At 46.3% G+C, this 14935-nt stretch carries 13 protein-coding genes and 1 other RNA gene; 8 read left to right on the plus strand and 6 right to left on the minus strand.

Translation table 11 applies throughout. The features are described from left to right. Positions 1-100 precede the first annotated feature (100 nt). The 5 genes from lpxB (at position 101) to tilS (ending at position 7741) form a co-directional block, all read left to right on the plus strand. Positions 101-1264 (plus strand): lipid-A-disaccharide synthase, encoded by a 1164-nt coding sequence (lpxB, locus tag ACO1PK_RS11285; protein ID WP_423185728.1) that lies wholly within the window; start codon positions 101-103, stop codon positions 1262-1264. Continuing rightward, on the plus strand, positions 1257-1889 hold the full coding sequence (rnhB, locus tag ACO1PK_RS11290; RefSeq protein WP_423185729.1) for a ribonuclease HII: 633 nt from the start codon (positions 1257-1259) through the stop codon (positions 1887-1889). The genes lpxB and rnhB overlap by 8 nt, the downstream gene beginning before the upstream one ends. After that, positions 1886-5389, plus strand: coding sequence for a DNA polymerase III subunit alpha (dnaE, locus tag ACO1PK_RS11295; RefSeq protein ID WP_423185730.1), 3504 nt, complete (start codon positions 1886-1888; stop codon positions 5387-5389). The genes rnhB and dnaE overlap by 4 nt, the downstream gene beginning before the upstream one ends. Positions 5390-5406: 17 nt before the next feature. Then, positions 5407-6363, plus strand: coding sequence for an acetyl-CoA carboxylase carboxyl transferase subunit alpha (accA, locus tag ACO1PK_RS11300; RefSeq protein ID WP_423185731.1), 957 nt, complete (start codon positions 5407-5409; stop codon positions 6361-6363). A gap of 61 nt (positions 6364-6424) precedes the next feature. Next, positions 6425-7741: a tRNA lysidine(34) synthetase TilS gene (gene tilS / locus ACO1PK_RS11305; protein ID WP_423185732.1), complete on the plus strand. Its 1317-nt coding sequence runs from the start codon at positions 6425-6427 to the stop codon at positions 7739-7741. Here tilS and ACO1PK_RS11310 read toward each other — a convergent pair. Both ACO1PK_RS11310 and ACO1PK_RS11315 read right to left on the minus strand, forming a co-directional pair. Beyond that, positions 7722-8663: a GGDEF domain-containing protein gene (locus tag ACO1PK_RS11310; protein WP_423185733.1), complete on the minus strand. Its 942-nt coding sequence runs from the start codon at positions 8661-8663 to the stop codon at positions 7722-7724. The two genes, tilS and ACO1PK_RS11310, sit on opposite strands and share 20 nt — an antisense overlap. A gap of 124 nt (positions 8664-8787) precedes the next feature. Then, positions 8788-9936 carry a patatin-like phospholipase family protein gene (locus ACO1PK_RS11315; protein WP_423185734.1) on the minus strand — a complete coding sequence of 383 codons (1149 nt, stop codon included), beginning with the start codon at positions 9934-9936 and terminating at the stop codon, positions 8788-8790. Positions 9937-10062: 126 nt separating this feature from the next. On the opposite strand from ACO1PK_RS11315, the gene ACO1PK_RS11320 reads away from it, so the two are divergent. Next, positions 10063-10965 (plus strand): DUF3014 domain-containing protein, encoded by a 903-nt coding sequence (locus ACO1PK_RS11320; protein ID WP_423185735.1) that lies wholly within the window; start codon positions 10063-10065, stop codon positions 10963-10965. Positions 10966-11072: 107 nt separating this feature from the next. Continuing rightward, an RNA gene (gene ffs, locus ACO1PK_RS11325) (signal recognition particle sRNA small type) lies at positions 11073-11169 on the plus strand. Between the two features lie 31 nt (positions 11170-11200). Here the strand turns inward: ffs and ACO1PK_RS11330 are convergent. Next, on the minus strand, positions 11201-11458 hold the full coding sequence (locus tag ACO1PK_RS11330; protein WP_423188205.1) for a late competence development ComFB family protein: 258 nt from the start codon (positions 11456-11458) through the stop codon (positions 11201-11203). A gap of 128 nt (positions 11459-11586) precedes the next feature. Here ACO1PK_RS11330 and ACO1PK_RS11335 point away from each other — a divergent pair, with 128 nt between their 5' ends. Next, entirely contained in the window at positions 11587-12684 is a 1098-nt protein-coding gene (locus ACO1PK_RS11335; protein WP_423185736.1) for a tryptophan 2,3-dioxygenase family protein, read from the plus strand. On the opposite strand, the gene ACO1PK_RS11340 is transcribed toward ACO1PK_RS11335, so the two are convergent. The 3 genes from ACO1PK_RS11340 to ACO1PK_RS11350 are packed head-to-tail and all read right to left on the minus strand — an operon-like array spanning position 12655 to position 14935. Further along, positions 12655-13593, minus strand: coding sequence for a histone deacetylase (locus ACO1PK_RS11340; RefSeq protein ID WP_423185737.1), 939 nt, complete (start codon positions 13591-13593; stop codon positions 12655-12657). The two genes, ACO1PK_RS11335 and ACO1PK_RS11340, sit on opposite strands and share 30 nt — an antisense overlap. Then, positions 13590-14153, minus strand: coding sequence for a primosomal replication protein PriC (gene priC, locus ACO1PK_RS11345; protein ID WP_423185738.1), 564 nt, complete (start codon positions 14151-14153; stop codon positions 13590-13592). Before priC ends, ACO1PK_RS11340 begins: the two co-directional genes overlap by 4 nt. Continuing rightward, positions 14150-14935 (minus strand): sulfite exporter TauE/SafE family protein, encoded by a 786-nt coding sequence (locus ACO1PK_RS11350; RefSeq protein WP_423185739.1) that lies wholly within the window; start codon positions 14933-14935, stop codon positions 14150-14152. The genes priC and ACO1PK_RS11350 overlap by 4 nt, the downstream gene beginning before the upstream one ends.

Below are 14935 nucleotides of genomic sequence, written 5' to 3' on the forward strand. Positions count from 1 at the left end.
TTGGTAGAAGATTTCACTCTTTAGCGAAGAATCGCTAAGATAACCCTCTTTACGCGATATTGTTAATCAGCATTATTTAACCGGAACGAATTGCCGAGCTATGGCTAACTTAGATTTAATAAAACATACCCCGTTAAAAGTTGCCTTAATTGCTGGTGAACACTCAGGGGATATTTTAGGTGCAGCCTTAATGGTTGCCCTCAAACAGCAGCACCCTAATGTCACATTCTTCGGCATTGGTGGTCCGCGCATGCAAGCCGAGGGCTTTACCGCGCTGTTCGAAATGGAAGAGCTGGCAGTTATGGGGCTGGTTGAGGTGTTAGGTCGTTTACGTCGCTTGCTGCAAGTAAAACGCGAGATCACAACGGCTATTCTGGCAGCTAAACCCGATGTCTTCATTGGTATTGACGCACCCGACTTTAATCTTCCAGTCGAGTTGGCGTTAAAGCAACATGGCATTAAAACCGTGCATTATGTTAGCCCATCGGTTTGGGCTTGGCGCCATAAACGTATCTTCAAAATTGCCAAAGCGACTAACATGGTGTTGGCATTGTTACCTTTTGAAAAAGCGTTTTATGACAAATACCAAGTACCCTGTACCTTTGTCGGCCATACGCTAGCAGACACTATGCCGCTTGAGGTTGATAAAGCCGCTGCCAAACTGACTTTACAGCTCGATCCAGCTTTGCCCGTTTTAGCGATTATGCCAGGCAGTCGTACCAATGAAATTAGGTTATTAGCACCGACTTTTTTACGTGCCGCTGCCACATTGAAACAGCAGTATCCCGCCTTACAATTAGTCACCAATATGGTTACGCCGGAAAAGGCTGAGCTTTGGCGCAAGCTTAAAGCGGAATATGCACCCGACTTGGAGGTCGTTGAGTTTATTGGTCAGGCTCGTCAAGTGTTACTGGCTGCTGACAGTACTTTTATCGCTTCTGGTACCGCCACTTTAGAGGCTATGTTAGCAAAGTGCGCTATGGTGGTGGGTTATAGAACCAATTGGCTCACGTTTCAAATCGCTAAACGCTTAGTCAAATTACAGCATGTCAGCTTACCCAATTTATTAGCTGGGCGCGGTATAGTGACGGAGTTGCTGCAAGATGATTTAACCTTACCTGCCTTAGTGCAAGCGATGCAGCCGTTGTTATCGGGTATAACGGGTGAACTTGCCGACGAATATCGAGTCATCCATCAGCAACTAAAACAAGATGCTAGCGCAGTGGCTGCGACTACCGTGTTAGAGGTGATTGCCGATGAGTAATGTACAACGTCCAAATGTCAGTTTACTCTGTGGTGTGGATGAAGTTGGGCGAGGGCCTTTAGTGGGCGCGGTGGTGACCGCTGCTGTTATTTTAGACCCAACCAAACCAATACAGGGGCTAACTGACTCTAAAAAGCTAAGTGAAAAAAAACGACAACTATTAGCAGAAGAAATCAAAGAGAAAGCCCTATGTTGGGCGCTCGGGCGAGCGGAACCTGCTGAAATTGATCAAATCAATATTTTACAAGCGACCATGGTCGCAATGCAGCGTGCTGTGGCCGCGTTAGCGATACAGCCAGAGTGGGTGATGATTGATGGCAATCGCTGTCCAGAGCTGGCCATGCCGGCCACCGCGGTGATAAAAGGGGATGCTTTGATACCCGAGATCAGCGCGGCCTCAATTTTAGCGAAAGTGGCACGAGATGAAGAAATGGCGCTGTTACACCAGCGCTATCCGCAATTTGGTTTTGCCGACCATAAGGGATACCCAACGGCTGCGCACTTAGCAGCAATTCAGACTCATGGCATTTTAGCTGAGTACCGCCGTAGCTTTAAACCTGTTAGGTTGATTGCGGAACGGGAAGCTTTATCTTCATTAACGGCTAACAAGGTTATCAGCGAATGAGTGAGCCGGTTTTTATTCATTTGCGGGTGCATAGCGATTTCTCAATGATCGATGGTGTCGCCAAAATAAAACCCATTGTTAAGGCGGCCGCCGCGGCAGGTATGCCAGCGTTGGCTCTAACCGATCAGATGAATCTTTGTGGCTTAGTGCGATTTTATAGTACGGCTCATGATGCCGGCATTAAGCCTTTGGTTGGGGTTGATTGCTGGGTGCAACATCCACTGTTTCCCGGCGAATTAAACCGCTTACTGATTTTATGTTTAGATAATACAGGCTACCAGAACCTTACCACCCTTATCTCGAAAGCTTACTTACGTGGGCACATTAATGGTAAACCGCAGTTAGATCATGAATGGTTGGTCGAGCATCATGCCGGTTTAATTTTGTTGTCCGGCGGTAAGGATGGGCTAATCGGTAAAGCCTTGCTAAAAGAAAACCCGCAAAGTGTGCAACAGTTGGTGAGTTTTTATCAGCAGTACTTTCCAGAACGCTACTATCTGGAGCTGATTCGAACCGGTCGACCTGACGAAGAACGTTATATTCAAAAAGCCATCCAACTGGCCGAGTTAGCACAGCTACCGGTGGTAGCGACCAACGAAGTCGTCATTCTAAAAGCCAGCGATTTTGCTGCGCATGAAATTCGAGTGGCGATCCATGATGGTTTTACCTTAGATGATAAGCGCCGTCCGAAAAACTATTCAGAACAACAATATCTGCGCAGCAGCGAAGAAATGCAGCAGCTGTTTGCCGATATCCCGGAAGCGCTTGAAAACAGTGTCGAAATTGCTAAACGCTGTAATGTCACTATTCGTCTGGGTGAATATTTTTTACCGGCCTTTCCAACCGGTGGTTTATCAGATGCTGATTTTCTTGTGCTTAAATCTCGTGAGGGCTTAGAGCAGCGGTTACTGCAATTATTTCCTGATGAGCAATTGCGAGCAGACAAGCGCCCTCCTTATGATGAGCGCCTGCAAATCGAACTGGATGTAATTAACCAGATGGGTTTCCCCGGCTACTTTTTGGTAGTAATGGAGTTTATCCAGTGGAGTAAAGATAACGATATTCCGGTTGGACCGGGGCGGGGTTCAGGGGCCGGTTCTTTAGTGGCCTATGCGCTGAAAATTACTGATTTGGATCCACTAGAATTTGATCTATTATTTGAACGTTTCTTAAACCCAGAGCGGGTCTCAATGCCGGATTTTGACGTCGATTTCTGTATGGATCGTCGCGACGAGGTGATAGAACATGTCGCCGATATGTATGGCCGTGAGGCGGTATCACAAATTATTACCTTTGGTACCATGGCGGCGAAAGCCGTTATTCGTGACGTAGGCCGGGTACTGGGGCATCCTTATGGTTTTGTCGATCGTATTTCTAAGCTGATCCCGCCCACACCGGGGATGACATTGGAGCAAGCTTTTAAAGAAGAGCCGCGCTTACCAGAATTGTATGATGCCGACGAAGAAGTACGCGATCTTATCGATATGGCGCGGCAGCTGGAAGGGGTAACCCGAAACGCCGGTAAACATGCCGGAGGTGTGGTAATAGCCCCAACCAAGATCACCGATTTCTCACCGCTTTACTGTGACGAGCATGGTCTAAACCCCGTAACCCAGTTTGACAAAAACGATGTGGAATACGCTGGTCTGGTCAAGTTTGACTTCTTAGGCTTACGTACGCTCACTATTTTGCAGTGGGCGCTGAATATGGCAAACGCCCGCCTTAAAAAAGAAGGCAAGGCACCGGTGGATATTAATAGTATTCCGTTGGATGATCGCTATAGCTTTCAGGTACTCATGCGCGCCGATACGACAGCGGTATTCCAGCTGGAATCGCGCGGTATGAAAGATCTGATCCGCCGCCTGCAGCCCGACTGCTTTGAAGATATGATTGCACTGGTAGCATTGTTCCGGCCGGGGCCTCTGCAATCGGGCATGGTCGACAACTTTATTGATCGAAAACGGGGTCGTGAAGAAATCTCTTACCCCGATGCTACTTGGCAGCATGAGTCGTTAAAACCTATTCTGGAACCGACCTACGGCATTATTCTTTACCAAGAACAGGTTATGCAAATTGCTCAGGTGCTATCCGGTTACTCCTTAGGTGGTGCAGACTTATTGCGCCGCGCTATGGGTAAGAAAAAACCGGAGGAAATGGCCAAGCAGCGTGATACCTTTCAGGAAGGGGCTGCTAAAAACGGTATCGATCCCGAATTAGCGATTAAAATCTTCGACCTAGTAGAAAAATTTGCCGGTTATGGTTTTAACAAATCGCACTCTGCTGCTTACGCCTTAGTGTCTTATCAAACACTTTGGATGAAAGCGCATTTTCCCGCTGAATTTATGGCGGCGGTTATGTCGGCGGATATGGATAACACCGACAAAATTGTGACACTGGTGGATGAATGCGAACGCATGAAGCTCACCTTAATTCCACCAGATGTTAATACCGGGCAGTATAAGTTTACGGTTAATGAGCAAGGCCATATTGTTTATGGGATTGGCGCTATCAAAGGAGTCGGTGAGGCGCCTATCGAAGCGATCATTGAAGCGCGCAGCCAAAGTGGCGAATTTAGTGACTTGTTTGACTTTTGTGCTAAGGTAGACCTGAAACGCTTAAATAAGCGGGTGATGGAAAAGTTAATCTTATCTGGTGCTATGGATAGGTTAGGGCCAACTCTTGAAAAACAGCAACATGCAGGTCCGGTTCGTGCCATTTTAATGGCCAACTTAGAAGAGGCGATGAAAGCGGCAGAGCAACATGCTAAAGCACAGGCGGTGGGGCAGGATGATCTCTTTGGGTTGTTAGCAGGGCCTGATGAGTCGGCGGCCAGTCAAAGCTTTAAATTAGTTCCTTTATGGCCAGATGATGTGTGGTTGGAAGGCGAGCGAGAAACCTTAGGGCTTTATCTTACTGGGCACCCAATCAATCGCTATCAAGATGAAATCAAGCACTATGTTAATTGTCGGTTGGTTGATTTACAACCCACCAAAAAAGATCAAAGTGTGCAGGTTGCAGGATTGGTGGTTGCCGTGCGTATTATGATTAATAAAAAAGGACGGCGCTGGGGCATCGTGACCTTAGATGACAAATCCGCAAGACTTGACGTGCGGTTTTTCCCTGAACAGCTGGAAAATTTCGAACATTTGCTACAAAAAGACCGGATTTTACTGGTTAATGGACAGGTCAGCTTTGATGATTTCAATGGTGGCCTTACAATGTCCGGCCGCGATGTCAGCGAAATCACCGCAATGCGCGAGAAGTCGTTGAAATCACTTAATGTTACCGTAGAATCTTCGCAGATAGATGATAACTATTTGCAGAAATTAGCGCTTGCGCTTAATGATTTTAAAGCCGGCACTGTGCCGGTCCACCTTTGGTATCTACGACCCGAAGGACAAGTGAGGCTGCAGTTAGGTACAGCTTGGTGGGTAACGCCCACAGACGCTTTGTTGCATCAGTTAAAGCAAATTGCGACAATAGAATTGGAATTTAATTAATTAGGTAATGATAGTCGATGATGCTGAATTATTTAGAGTTTGAGCAACCGATTGCTGAACTGGAAGCAAAAATAGACGAGTTACGCAATGTCAGTCGTAATGGCGATTATGATCTTGGGTTAGAAGAAGAAATTAATAAACTCAAAGAAAAGAGTCTGACGTTAACCAAGAAGATTTTCTCAGAGCTAGGCGCTTGGCAAGTTGCGCAGCTAGCGCGTCATCCTCGTCGTCCTTACACTTTGGATTATTTACAGCATATTTTTACTGACTTTGATGAATTATGTGGCGATCGGGCTTTCGCCAATGATAACGCCATTGTCGGTGGTACCGCTCGGATTGGTGAGCAAGCTGTCATGGTTATCGGCCATCAGAAAGGGCGTGATACAAAAGAAAAAATTCGCCGTAACTTTGGGATGCCACGTCCAGAAGGCTATCGCAAAGCCTTACGTTTGATGGAAATGGCTGAGCGGTTTAAGCTGCCGATTATTACTTTTATTGATACACCTGGCGCGTATCCAGGGATCGGTGCTGAAGAGCGTGGCCAATCTGAAGCCATTGCCCGTAACTTAAAAGTTATGGCCGGTTTAAAAGTGCCAGTGATCTGTACGGTAGTGGGTGAGGGCGGCTCAGGCGGGGCTTTAGCCATCGGGGTAGGCGACAAAGTGAATATGTTGCAATACAGTACCTATTCCGTTATATCCCCTGAAGGTTGCGCTTCTATCTTATGGAAAAGCGCTGAAAAAGCGCCATTAGCCGCTGACGCTATGGGGATCACTGCGGAACGTTTGAAAGAACTGAAGTTGATTGATGAGGTAATTGCCGAGCCCTTAGGTGGCGCGCATCGTTCGCCTGAACAAATGGCCAGCGCGTTAAAAAATGCGTTATTGCGTGATTTAGACAAACTGCAAAAACTCAGTATTCCTGAGCTACTCGATAGACGTTATAAGCGTTTGATGGCTTACGGTTATTGCTAATGCCTTATCGGCTGCTTTCGTCCGAAAGCAGCCGAACCATGCCAAGTTGAACTAGGGCACTATGTTAGATTTATCACAGCATTTACAGTCTGCCTTATCACATCAGCTACAGCGCCAAGCTTCAGGAATTAGTCAGTTAGTTTTGGCATATAGTGGCGGCTTAGATTCACAAGTCCTGCTGCATTTTCTCGCACCACTTTGCCAGCAGATGGCCATTCCATTGACTGCGGTACATATCCATCATGGTTTAAATCCGCAAGCGGATAGCTGGGCGGCTTTTTGCCAGCAGCAATGTCAATTGCGCCAAGTTGCCTGTGTTGTGCGTTATGTGCATTTAGCTAAACAGGGCAATATTGAACAGCGTGCGCGAAATGCTCGTTATCAGGTGCTTGCAGACTATATTACTTCACCTAGCGCCTTATTGTTAACGGGGCATCATGCCGACGATCAATTAGAAACGCTTTTACTGGCGTTAAAGCGCGGTGCAGGCTTAACGGGCTTAGCGGCTATGCAGCCAGAACGAGCTTTTGCTGCCGGTAAACTGGTGCGTTTTTTGCTCAGTATCAGCCGGCAGCAATTGCATGCGTATGCTGAACTCGAACAGCTTAGCTGGGTAGAGGACGACAGTAATGACGATCTGCAATTTGATAGAAATTTTTTACGTCATCAGGTTACGCCGATTTTAAAGCAGCGCTGGCCGACTTTTTTACAGACGGTAGCTCGCAGTGTGCAGCATCTACAAGATGCAGTTGCTTTGGCTGATTTTTATACGGAACAGGCGTTAGCAGACTGTGTTGCAGAGGACCGTTTAAATTTGTCACAACTCAACACCTTGCCGGCATTGCAACAAAACTTAGTGATACGTCGTTGGTTAGCTGGTTTTGGTTTAAATCCTGAAACACAATGGCTTAATACGTTAACACAGCAGGTGATTAACGCGAGGCCAGATGCGACCCCCCAGTTACAGCTTGGCCAGTATCAACTTCGCCGCTACCAAGATAGCTTGTATTGCTTGGCAGAATTGCCGCCAATACTAGAAAGTGTTAGCACTACTTTAACTGTAGGCGAGCCGTTACAGTTAGCCAGTGGTCTAGGTTGCTTTAGCTGGCATGCGTCTGAAAGTTTGGGGGCTTTACCTGTAGCGGCAACGGCACAACAGTTTGAAGTCGTCTATGGTAAATTAAGCTTACCTTTTAAACCGGCAGGTAATGTCTCTAAGCCTTTAAAACAGTGGTTTAAACTGTGGCAAGTGCCGCCGTGGCAGCGCGCTAGGGTGCCTTTATTGCTGCAAAATGGTGAATTGAAGCTGGTCGCAGGTTATGCCAGTGCTTATCCTGCGACAGCTGCAACTTGTTGGCTTAGCTGGCAACCCGCATAGCGTGTGTTAGTGACTCTTGGACATTGACGCGTGCAACTGGGCTATGGCGTACTTTACCTTTGCCTGATGATTTTGCCTGATATAGCGCTTCATCGGCTAAATGGAATAAATCACGTGGTTGTTGTTCTGCAGATAATCTGGCAAGACCTATGCTACAGCCTACGCCCAACTTGACTAAAAATGCGTTTGATTTTATTGCAGCCAGTAAGCGTTCAGCTACACGTTCGGCATGTTCGGCATCGCTATCGGTTAATAAAACTGCGAATTCATCCCCACCGAAGCGGAATAAACTGTCAGTAGCTCTTAACGTCTCGCGCATACAATCGGCAACCTTCAATAGCACGGCATCACCGACACTATGCCCCTCGATATCATTAACTTGTTTGAAGTTATCTAAATCCAGTAACAGTAAGGCAAAGGGAGCTTGGTGCCGTTTTGCAAGCTGCACCGCCTTAGCAAAGCTATCGTCAAAAAACCGTCTATTGCCTAGGGTGGTTAAAGGATCTTTTAACGCCATTTGTTGTAAGCGACCAACCACCAGCGCATTTCTGAGTGCAAATAACCATTCTGACTCTAATAATAACAGTTGTTGTTGCACAAGTGGCGTAAACGGATGCTGTGATTGATAGCAAAGCTCCGCCAGCAGTTGATTATCTAATGTCAAACTGACTTTATGCTGGTATTGCCCTGGGCGAGAGCCTGCTGCGTTAAACTCTCCCAGCGCTGTGGTTAAGGTTAAGCCTTCTAAGATCTGGGTGCGCGCTGCACTCATCGAAAAAATGTCTACTTGTTGCTGCAGATCCAAGGTGGTTTGTAACTGGCTGACCAGACTGATTTCACTAAAATCAGCAGTATCTTGCCAGCGTTTGCCAAACGTTAGGTCGACAAAAGCGTTAGTTAAGTTGCCTTGTTCTTGCCACATATCAACACCACACCTATAAAGTTACACTATTAGCGTATAAGCAAATTACAGGCCACTTTTTAATGTGTTGAATTTTATTGTTTTTTATATGATTTTTGCTCTGCGTTAGTTTTTTGACACCTATTTAATGGTCTGCAGCGGCAAGAAATTGCATAATGCTATCAAGTTGATTTAACCCGTCTTGGTACCCGAGTTCAATCAACCTGCGTGTGTATTTTTGTTCAAACAGTAAATAGCTTACTACGCTAGAATCGGAATGCTGGCTGATGCCTACCATTCTTAACAAAGTACGAATGGCAATTGGAAAGCAGAGAAAATTCTCACTAGCGAGCTGATTAAAATTTTGGCTAGGATTAATCAATAAACTTTGTACCGGCTTTAACTCCGTTGCAATATTATGTTGCCGCAGTAACTCTGCGGTTTTGTTGATTCGTTGCAGGCGTTCTAGATCTGAATTTAAGGTATCGGTGAAAACCGTATCCAGTAAATGCCCTGCCACTGTCGCCAGATCAGGATGATGTAACTGGCGTTGCTTTAATTCTGTGGGCCTTGGATCATCAACGCCTATAATCAAGATTTTATCGGCACCAAGGTGAATGGGTGCGCTCAGTGGCGCCAATTGGTTGACAGATCCATCACCATAGTAATTTTGGTGGATACGAACTGATGGAAAAACTAATGGGATTGCCGCTGAGGCCATTAAATGATGAATACCCAACAGCGTTTTTTGGCCGCAGCGCCTGGCTCTGCGCCAATCTTCGGCTGTGTCAGATTGGAAAAAGCTAATGGAATCCCCGTCATTATAACAGGACGCTGTGACCGAAAAACTGGAAAGGTAACCCCGCATAATATTGCGATCAATACGTTGTAAGTCGAGAATACGCGTTAACAGTTGTTTCAGCGGTTTATTGTCTAACAAGCTAACTGGTTTTTTGTTGGCATAATCAGCTTGGAAAGCACTATAAATACTACGAAACAAGTGCCTTAACAGACGAGGATAATCAGAATAATACACCTGATTAGTATGAAAGTTACGCCAAACTGATTCGATTTTTTTCACACCAAGGTGAAAACAAGACGCGTAACACGCCAGTCCAGCACCATTTATCGCCCCTGCGGAGGTGCCACAGATAATTTGAAAGGGTAAAGGGCTATTTCTGGGATACTGTGTGGTGATGGCCTTAAGTACACCAATCTGGTAAGCGGCTCTGGCGCCACCTCCGGTGAGCAATAAAGCGGTTTTGCCTTTGGTGCTAACAGTGTTATCTGACATGCCGATCCTTAACTGAACTTTTTCGACTTTTTATGCTCTGCAAGTAGTATATTGCTGATATTTCAAAATAATGCAATGCTAAGTGCCCCGATGGGTCTGTTTTTCCAAAGTGATAGGTAAGGTAAAATGTCAGAACAAAATTCAGGTACTGGTCAAGCGGTGTATTACGCTGGTTTGGCCGCTGTGGCTATGGTCATCATTGTGGCATCTTGGCTATTATTTAAGGATGATAAGCAAAATATTGAGCCCGTTATGTTGCCCCCTATGGTGCAGCAAGCTGACACTCAGCCTGCTATCGTTCCAGTCCCTGAGCCTGAGCAGGTGGCATCCGCACCGGTTGAACCAGTGGTAACGGTTGTTGAGGAACCAACTGCTGCACCGCAACAACTGGCAGAAACTACCACCAGCGTTGAACCTACAGCAACACAGCCAGCATTGCCGCCATTACCGCCGTTAAATGAATCCGATAAAGCGTTAAGTGCCGATTTGCTGGCGTTAAATTGGAAAGCAGGATTAGCAGCGCTGTTTAATCGGGAAGAAATGATCAGACACTTTGTGGTCACGGTCGATAATGTGGCGCAAGGGCAACTCGTTGCAGGGCAGCCGGTATTGATAAACCCCGCCAGTGCATTTCAGGTAACCGAAATTGCAGAAAATCGGTTCCAAGTGACAAGTAGCAACGCCCAGCGTTATGAGCCTTATATTCAATTATTAGAAAGTGTACCTGTTAGGCAATTGCTGGCATTAAAACAGCGCTATCAACCTTTGTTAGATGAAGCTTTTGCTGAGCTGGGCTATCCTGACTTAACCTTTGACCAGCGTCTGCAACAGGCGATTGCAGTATTGCTCGCCACACCCAATGCCATAACCAATGCTGAACTGATTCGTCCCTCGGTGATGTATACCTATGCTGATGAACAGCTAGAAGCCTTGCCTGAAGCGCAAAAGCAGGTATTACGCTTATCGCCAGAGCAGCAGCAGCGTTTTAAAGCCTTATTAGAAAAATACCAACAAGCATTACAAAACTAAGTTGTTGATTTTATCGACAGTAAAACTGGATAAATTAGGATAGGGCTTGCAACCAGCGGGTGTTTTACGGATAATGCCGCAGCCTTAATTGGTTACTATGGTAGTCCCATTGGTCCTCTCGCAATACTAGTAGGCGAACCTGGTCAGGTCCGGAAGGAAGCAGCCACAGTTTATGACGTATGTGCCGGGATGTGGCTGGTGGGATTGCCACCCACCATGCCAATAGCATTTAACCTTATTGATTGTCTAAAAAATTCATTGCCCGACTTACGGCTTCTTTTACCTTAAGTGTCATTTCAAACCGCTCGCTCTGTGGCAAATAAAACGCCATGTCTACTTCATAGCGGATATAACGAGGCGGTAATAAATTCAACGAGATACAACATAGATCAGCTAAATACTCGCTGTCTTTTTCCTGCTCAACACCCAGTGCAGCAATATGCTCTAATACCAATTTTTCATAATAGTTATGAATATCGTCATCCAGTTTCATGGTTAGGCTCTCTTTCCGAGTTGGTAAGGTATTAAGCATAATCAGCTTCGTGCGAAAAGACCACAGAAAGATTGAGTTAGTAAGCAGCCTTGTTACAATGCGGCAAAACAATACTAAGAGTGTGTCGCATGCAAAAAAATACTACCCCCTGTTACTACGGCGATTATCTGCAACTAGACAAAATTCTCACGGCGCAAGCTACAGAAAGTGCCCGCTATGGTGCTGAAGCGCATGATGAAACCTTATTTATCATTGTGCATCAGGTGTATGAGCTTTGGTTTAAGCAAATCTTACATGAGTTAAAAGCGGTAATGGCGGTATTTGCGGCAGAAGAAGTCAAAGACGAGCAGCTGACTGGTCTCGTGCATAAACTCAAACGGATTATTAGTATTCAACAATTGCTCAATCAGCAAATTGCGGTACTCGAGACCATGACACCGCAAGACTTTATGGCATTTCGCGACTACTTAGTGCCAGCGTCCGGTTTTCAAAGCATCCAATTTAAAATGTTAGAAATTGGCTTAGGTTTGAAAAGTGAGTATCGGATCGATTTTGATAAAAACTCGTTTTATAGCCGTTTAAATCAGCCAGATCGTGAATTTTTACAAGGGTTAGAGCAACAGCCGAGCTTATTTGAGCGAGTTGAGAAGTGGCTGGAACGGATGCCCTTTTTACAATTTAATGATTTTTGCTTTTGGCAAATGTATCAACAGGCTACGCAAAGCATGTTGGCGCAAGATAAAGCCATCGTGGAGCAAATTGAGCAAATAGCGGAACATGAGCGCGAGTTACAACTTAACGAAATTGCGCGTACACATGAGAAATTTGCTGCATTACTGGATGAAAATAAATATCAAGCCCTGCAACAAGCTGGTAGCTTCCGCTTAAGTCAAAAAGCCATGCTGTCAGCCTTGTTTATTAATTTGTATCAGGAAGAGCCGATGTTTAATTTACCCTTTCAGTTATTGACTTGTCTGACAGAGGTGGATGAGCAACTAACGATTTGGCGGTATAAGCATGCCATGATGGTGCAGCGGATGTTAGGCAGCAAAATCGGCACTGGTGGCTCTTCGGGTCATGACTATTTAAAGCGTACCACTGAAAAGAATCGAATTTTTACAGACTTGTTTAGCATGGCGACATTTTTATTGCCTAAAACCGCCTTGCCGGCCTTACCGCCAGCGATTAAACGCCAATTAGGTTTTTATTTCTCGCCCCAAGCTTGAGCCAAACACAGTGAAGGCCGCTTTGAACAGCTGCAGATGCACGTTGCTTAGCGCGGTTAAGTCGCGCTGATAGCCGCCGCCGATGACTGCCGCAACAGGGATGTTGCGTTGCCGGCAGCTGGTAAACACTCGCCGATCGCGTTCTGCTACTGCTTCAGTACTTAACTGCAAAAGCCCTAAATCATCATCTTGATGCACATCGACGCCTGCATCGTACAGCACTAATTCCGGCTGATACCAATTTAGTAAGGTCTCTAAGCTTTGGCTAACGGCCTCTAAGTACTCGGCATCAGTACAGCTAGGGCTTAGGCCGATATCCCAATCTGATACTTGTTTGCGCGCCGGGAAATTTTTTTCGCAGTGGATTGAGGCGGTAATAATGCCGGGGTTATCTTGAAAAATTTCTGCTGTGCCATCCCCTTGATGGACATCTAAATCAAAAATTAAAATCGGGCCCACCCCTTGTTGCTGCAGGGTTTGCGCAGCAAAAGCAAGGTCGTTAAATAAACAAAAACCACTGCCTGCGTTAGCAAAGGCGTGATGATAGCCGCCACTTAAATGCAGTGCCACGCCATGGGTTAAGGCATGCTCTGCGGTTTGTAGGGTGCCGCCGAGCGACGTCAACGAGCGTTGGATAAGTTGCTCTGACCACGGAAAACCGATGCGTCGCATCGCTTTTGGATCCAGCTTGCCGTAACAGAGTGCTTGCACATAGTCTGGACAATGCACCGTGCTCAGCGCGTGCGCTGTGACGGGGGAAGCCGCAGTAAAGTGACTCTCCGGAACACCCAGCGCTAATAAACTTTGATAAAGGGTGCGGTATTTACCAATTGGATAGCGATGGTTCGGCGGTAAATCGAGTTCACTGTAGCACCTATGATAAATCAACGGCGGTAAGGCTAAACTCATGATCGTTGTCCCGTTTCCAGTTGCTGTATCGCTTGTTCTACTTCATTAATGGCTTTGCGACAACGCCCAAGACGGGCATGCAGGGCAAGCGTTTTCAGTGTAGCGTCACTGCTGCTATCGCGTTCAGCTAACCGCACCATATCCAGTAAGCGATTTTCAAATTGTTGATACTCACTTAACTGTTGGTATAGCTGCTGGCTGCTAGCTGCAAGCTGTTGCACGACCGCTTTGGTGCGCAGGTTTACTGCGGCTAATTGTCGCGAGTCACGGTTACGAAAGGCTAAAGTAAGCGCATTAATCTGGGCATTTAGCCGTTCAGTCAGGCGTTGTCTGGCCGCGCTGGAGAGTTGCTCACCCTGTTGTTGCAGATGCTCAAGATGCCTGAGGCTTTCTAACACATAGTCAGCCAAATCCGGGGAGTGACAACTAAACAAGCTTGAGTCAAACCAATGTTGAGGTTTGCCGGGTTTTTTCTTTGCATCAAGCTGTTGCGCCCAGCTTAAAAGTTGTTGTAATTGTGCCTTTAACTGGCTAATTTGGCGCTGTGTCACGCTATTCATCCATGTTGTCCCCAAGCTTGCCAAGCCAAACGCACGGCAATGGCAATGACCACGCTAATAAAAATCGGACGAATAAACTTGCTGCCAAAGCGGATAGCAGAATGCGCACCCAGCCAGGCGCCAAACATTAAACATAGCCCCATAGCAATGCCCAGTTTGAAATGGACATGGCCCAAAATAATAAATGCCGCCAGAGAAAAACCATTACTAACAAAATTCATGGTGCGTGCCACACCGCTAGTCAGCAACATATTAATTTTATACATTGCCATGGTGGATACCATCCAAAAGGCACCCGTACCTGGGCCGGCAACACCATCATAAAAGCCTAGCGTGAGACCTTGGATACGCTGTTGCCAATAAAGCTTGCGACTTGGCTCGGGTAGGGTCAGGCGGTCGTCAGGCTGCATTCGATTAAATAGGGTGTAGATGGCGGCAAATAAAATTAATAAAGGCAGAATTTTTTCCAATAATTCAGTACTCAGTTGGTCAACCACTAAGGTGCCGAGCAGTGCGCCTAGGGCGGTAAACAGGACACTGTAACGCCAATAGACGGGGTCAAATAGCTTTTTCCGATAGTAGGTCAGTGAAGCAGTTAGTGAACCAAAGGTTGCGGCCAGTTTGTTGGTGCCAAGTACCACATGAGGCGGTAAACCTGCTGTAAGTAATGCCGGTACCGTTAATAAACCCCCGCCCCCCGCAATGGCATCAATATAGCCAGCAATAAAGGCCACACTGCACAGTAACAGCAAAAGTTCAGTGGTAAGCATAATATCTGGCAT

The sequence above is a fragment of the Alishewanella sp. d11 genome, from assembly GCF_049390205.1.
Taxonomy (GTDB): Bacteria; Pseudomonadota; Gammaproteobacteria; order Enterobacterales; family Alteromonadaceae; genus Alishewanella.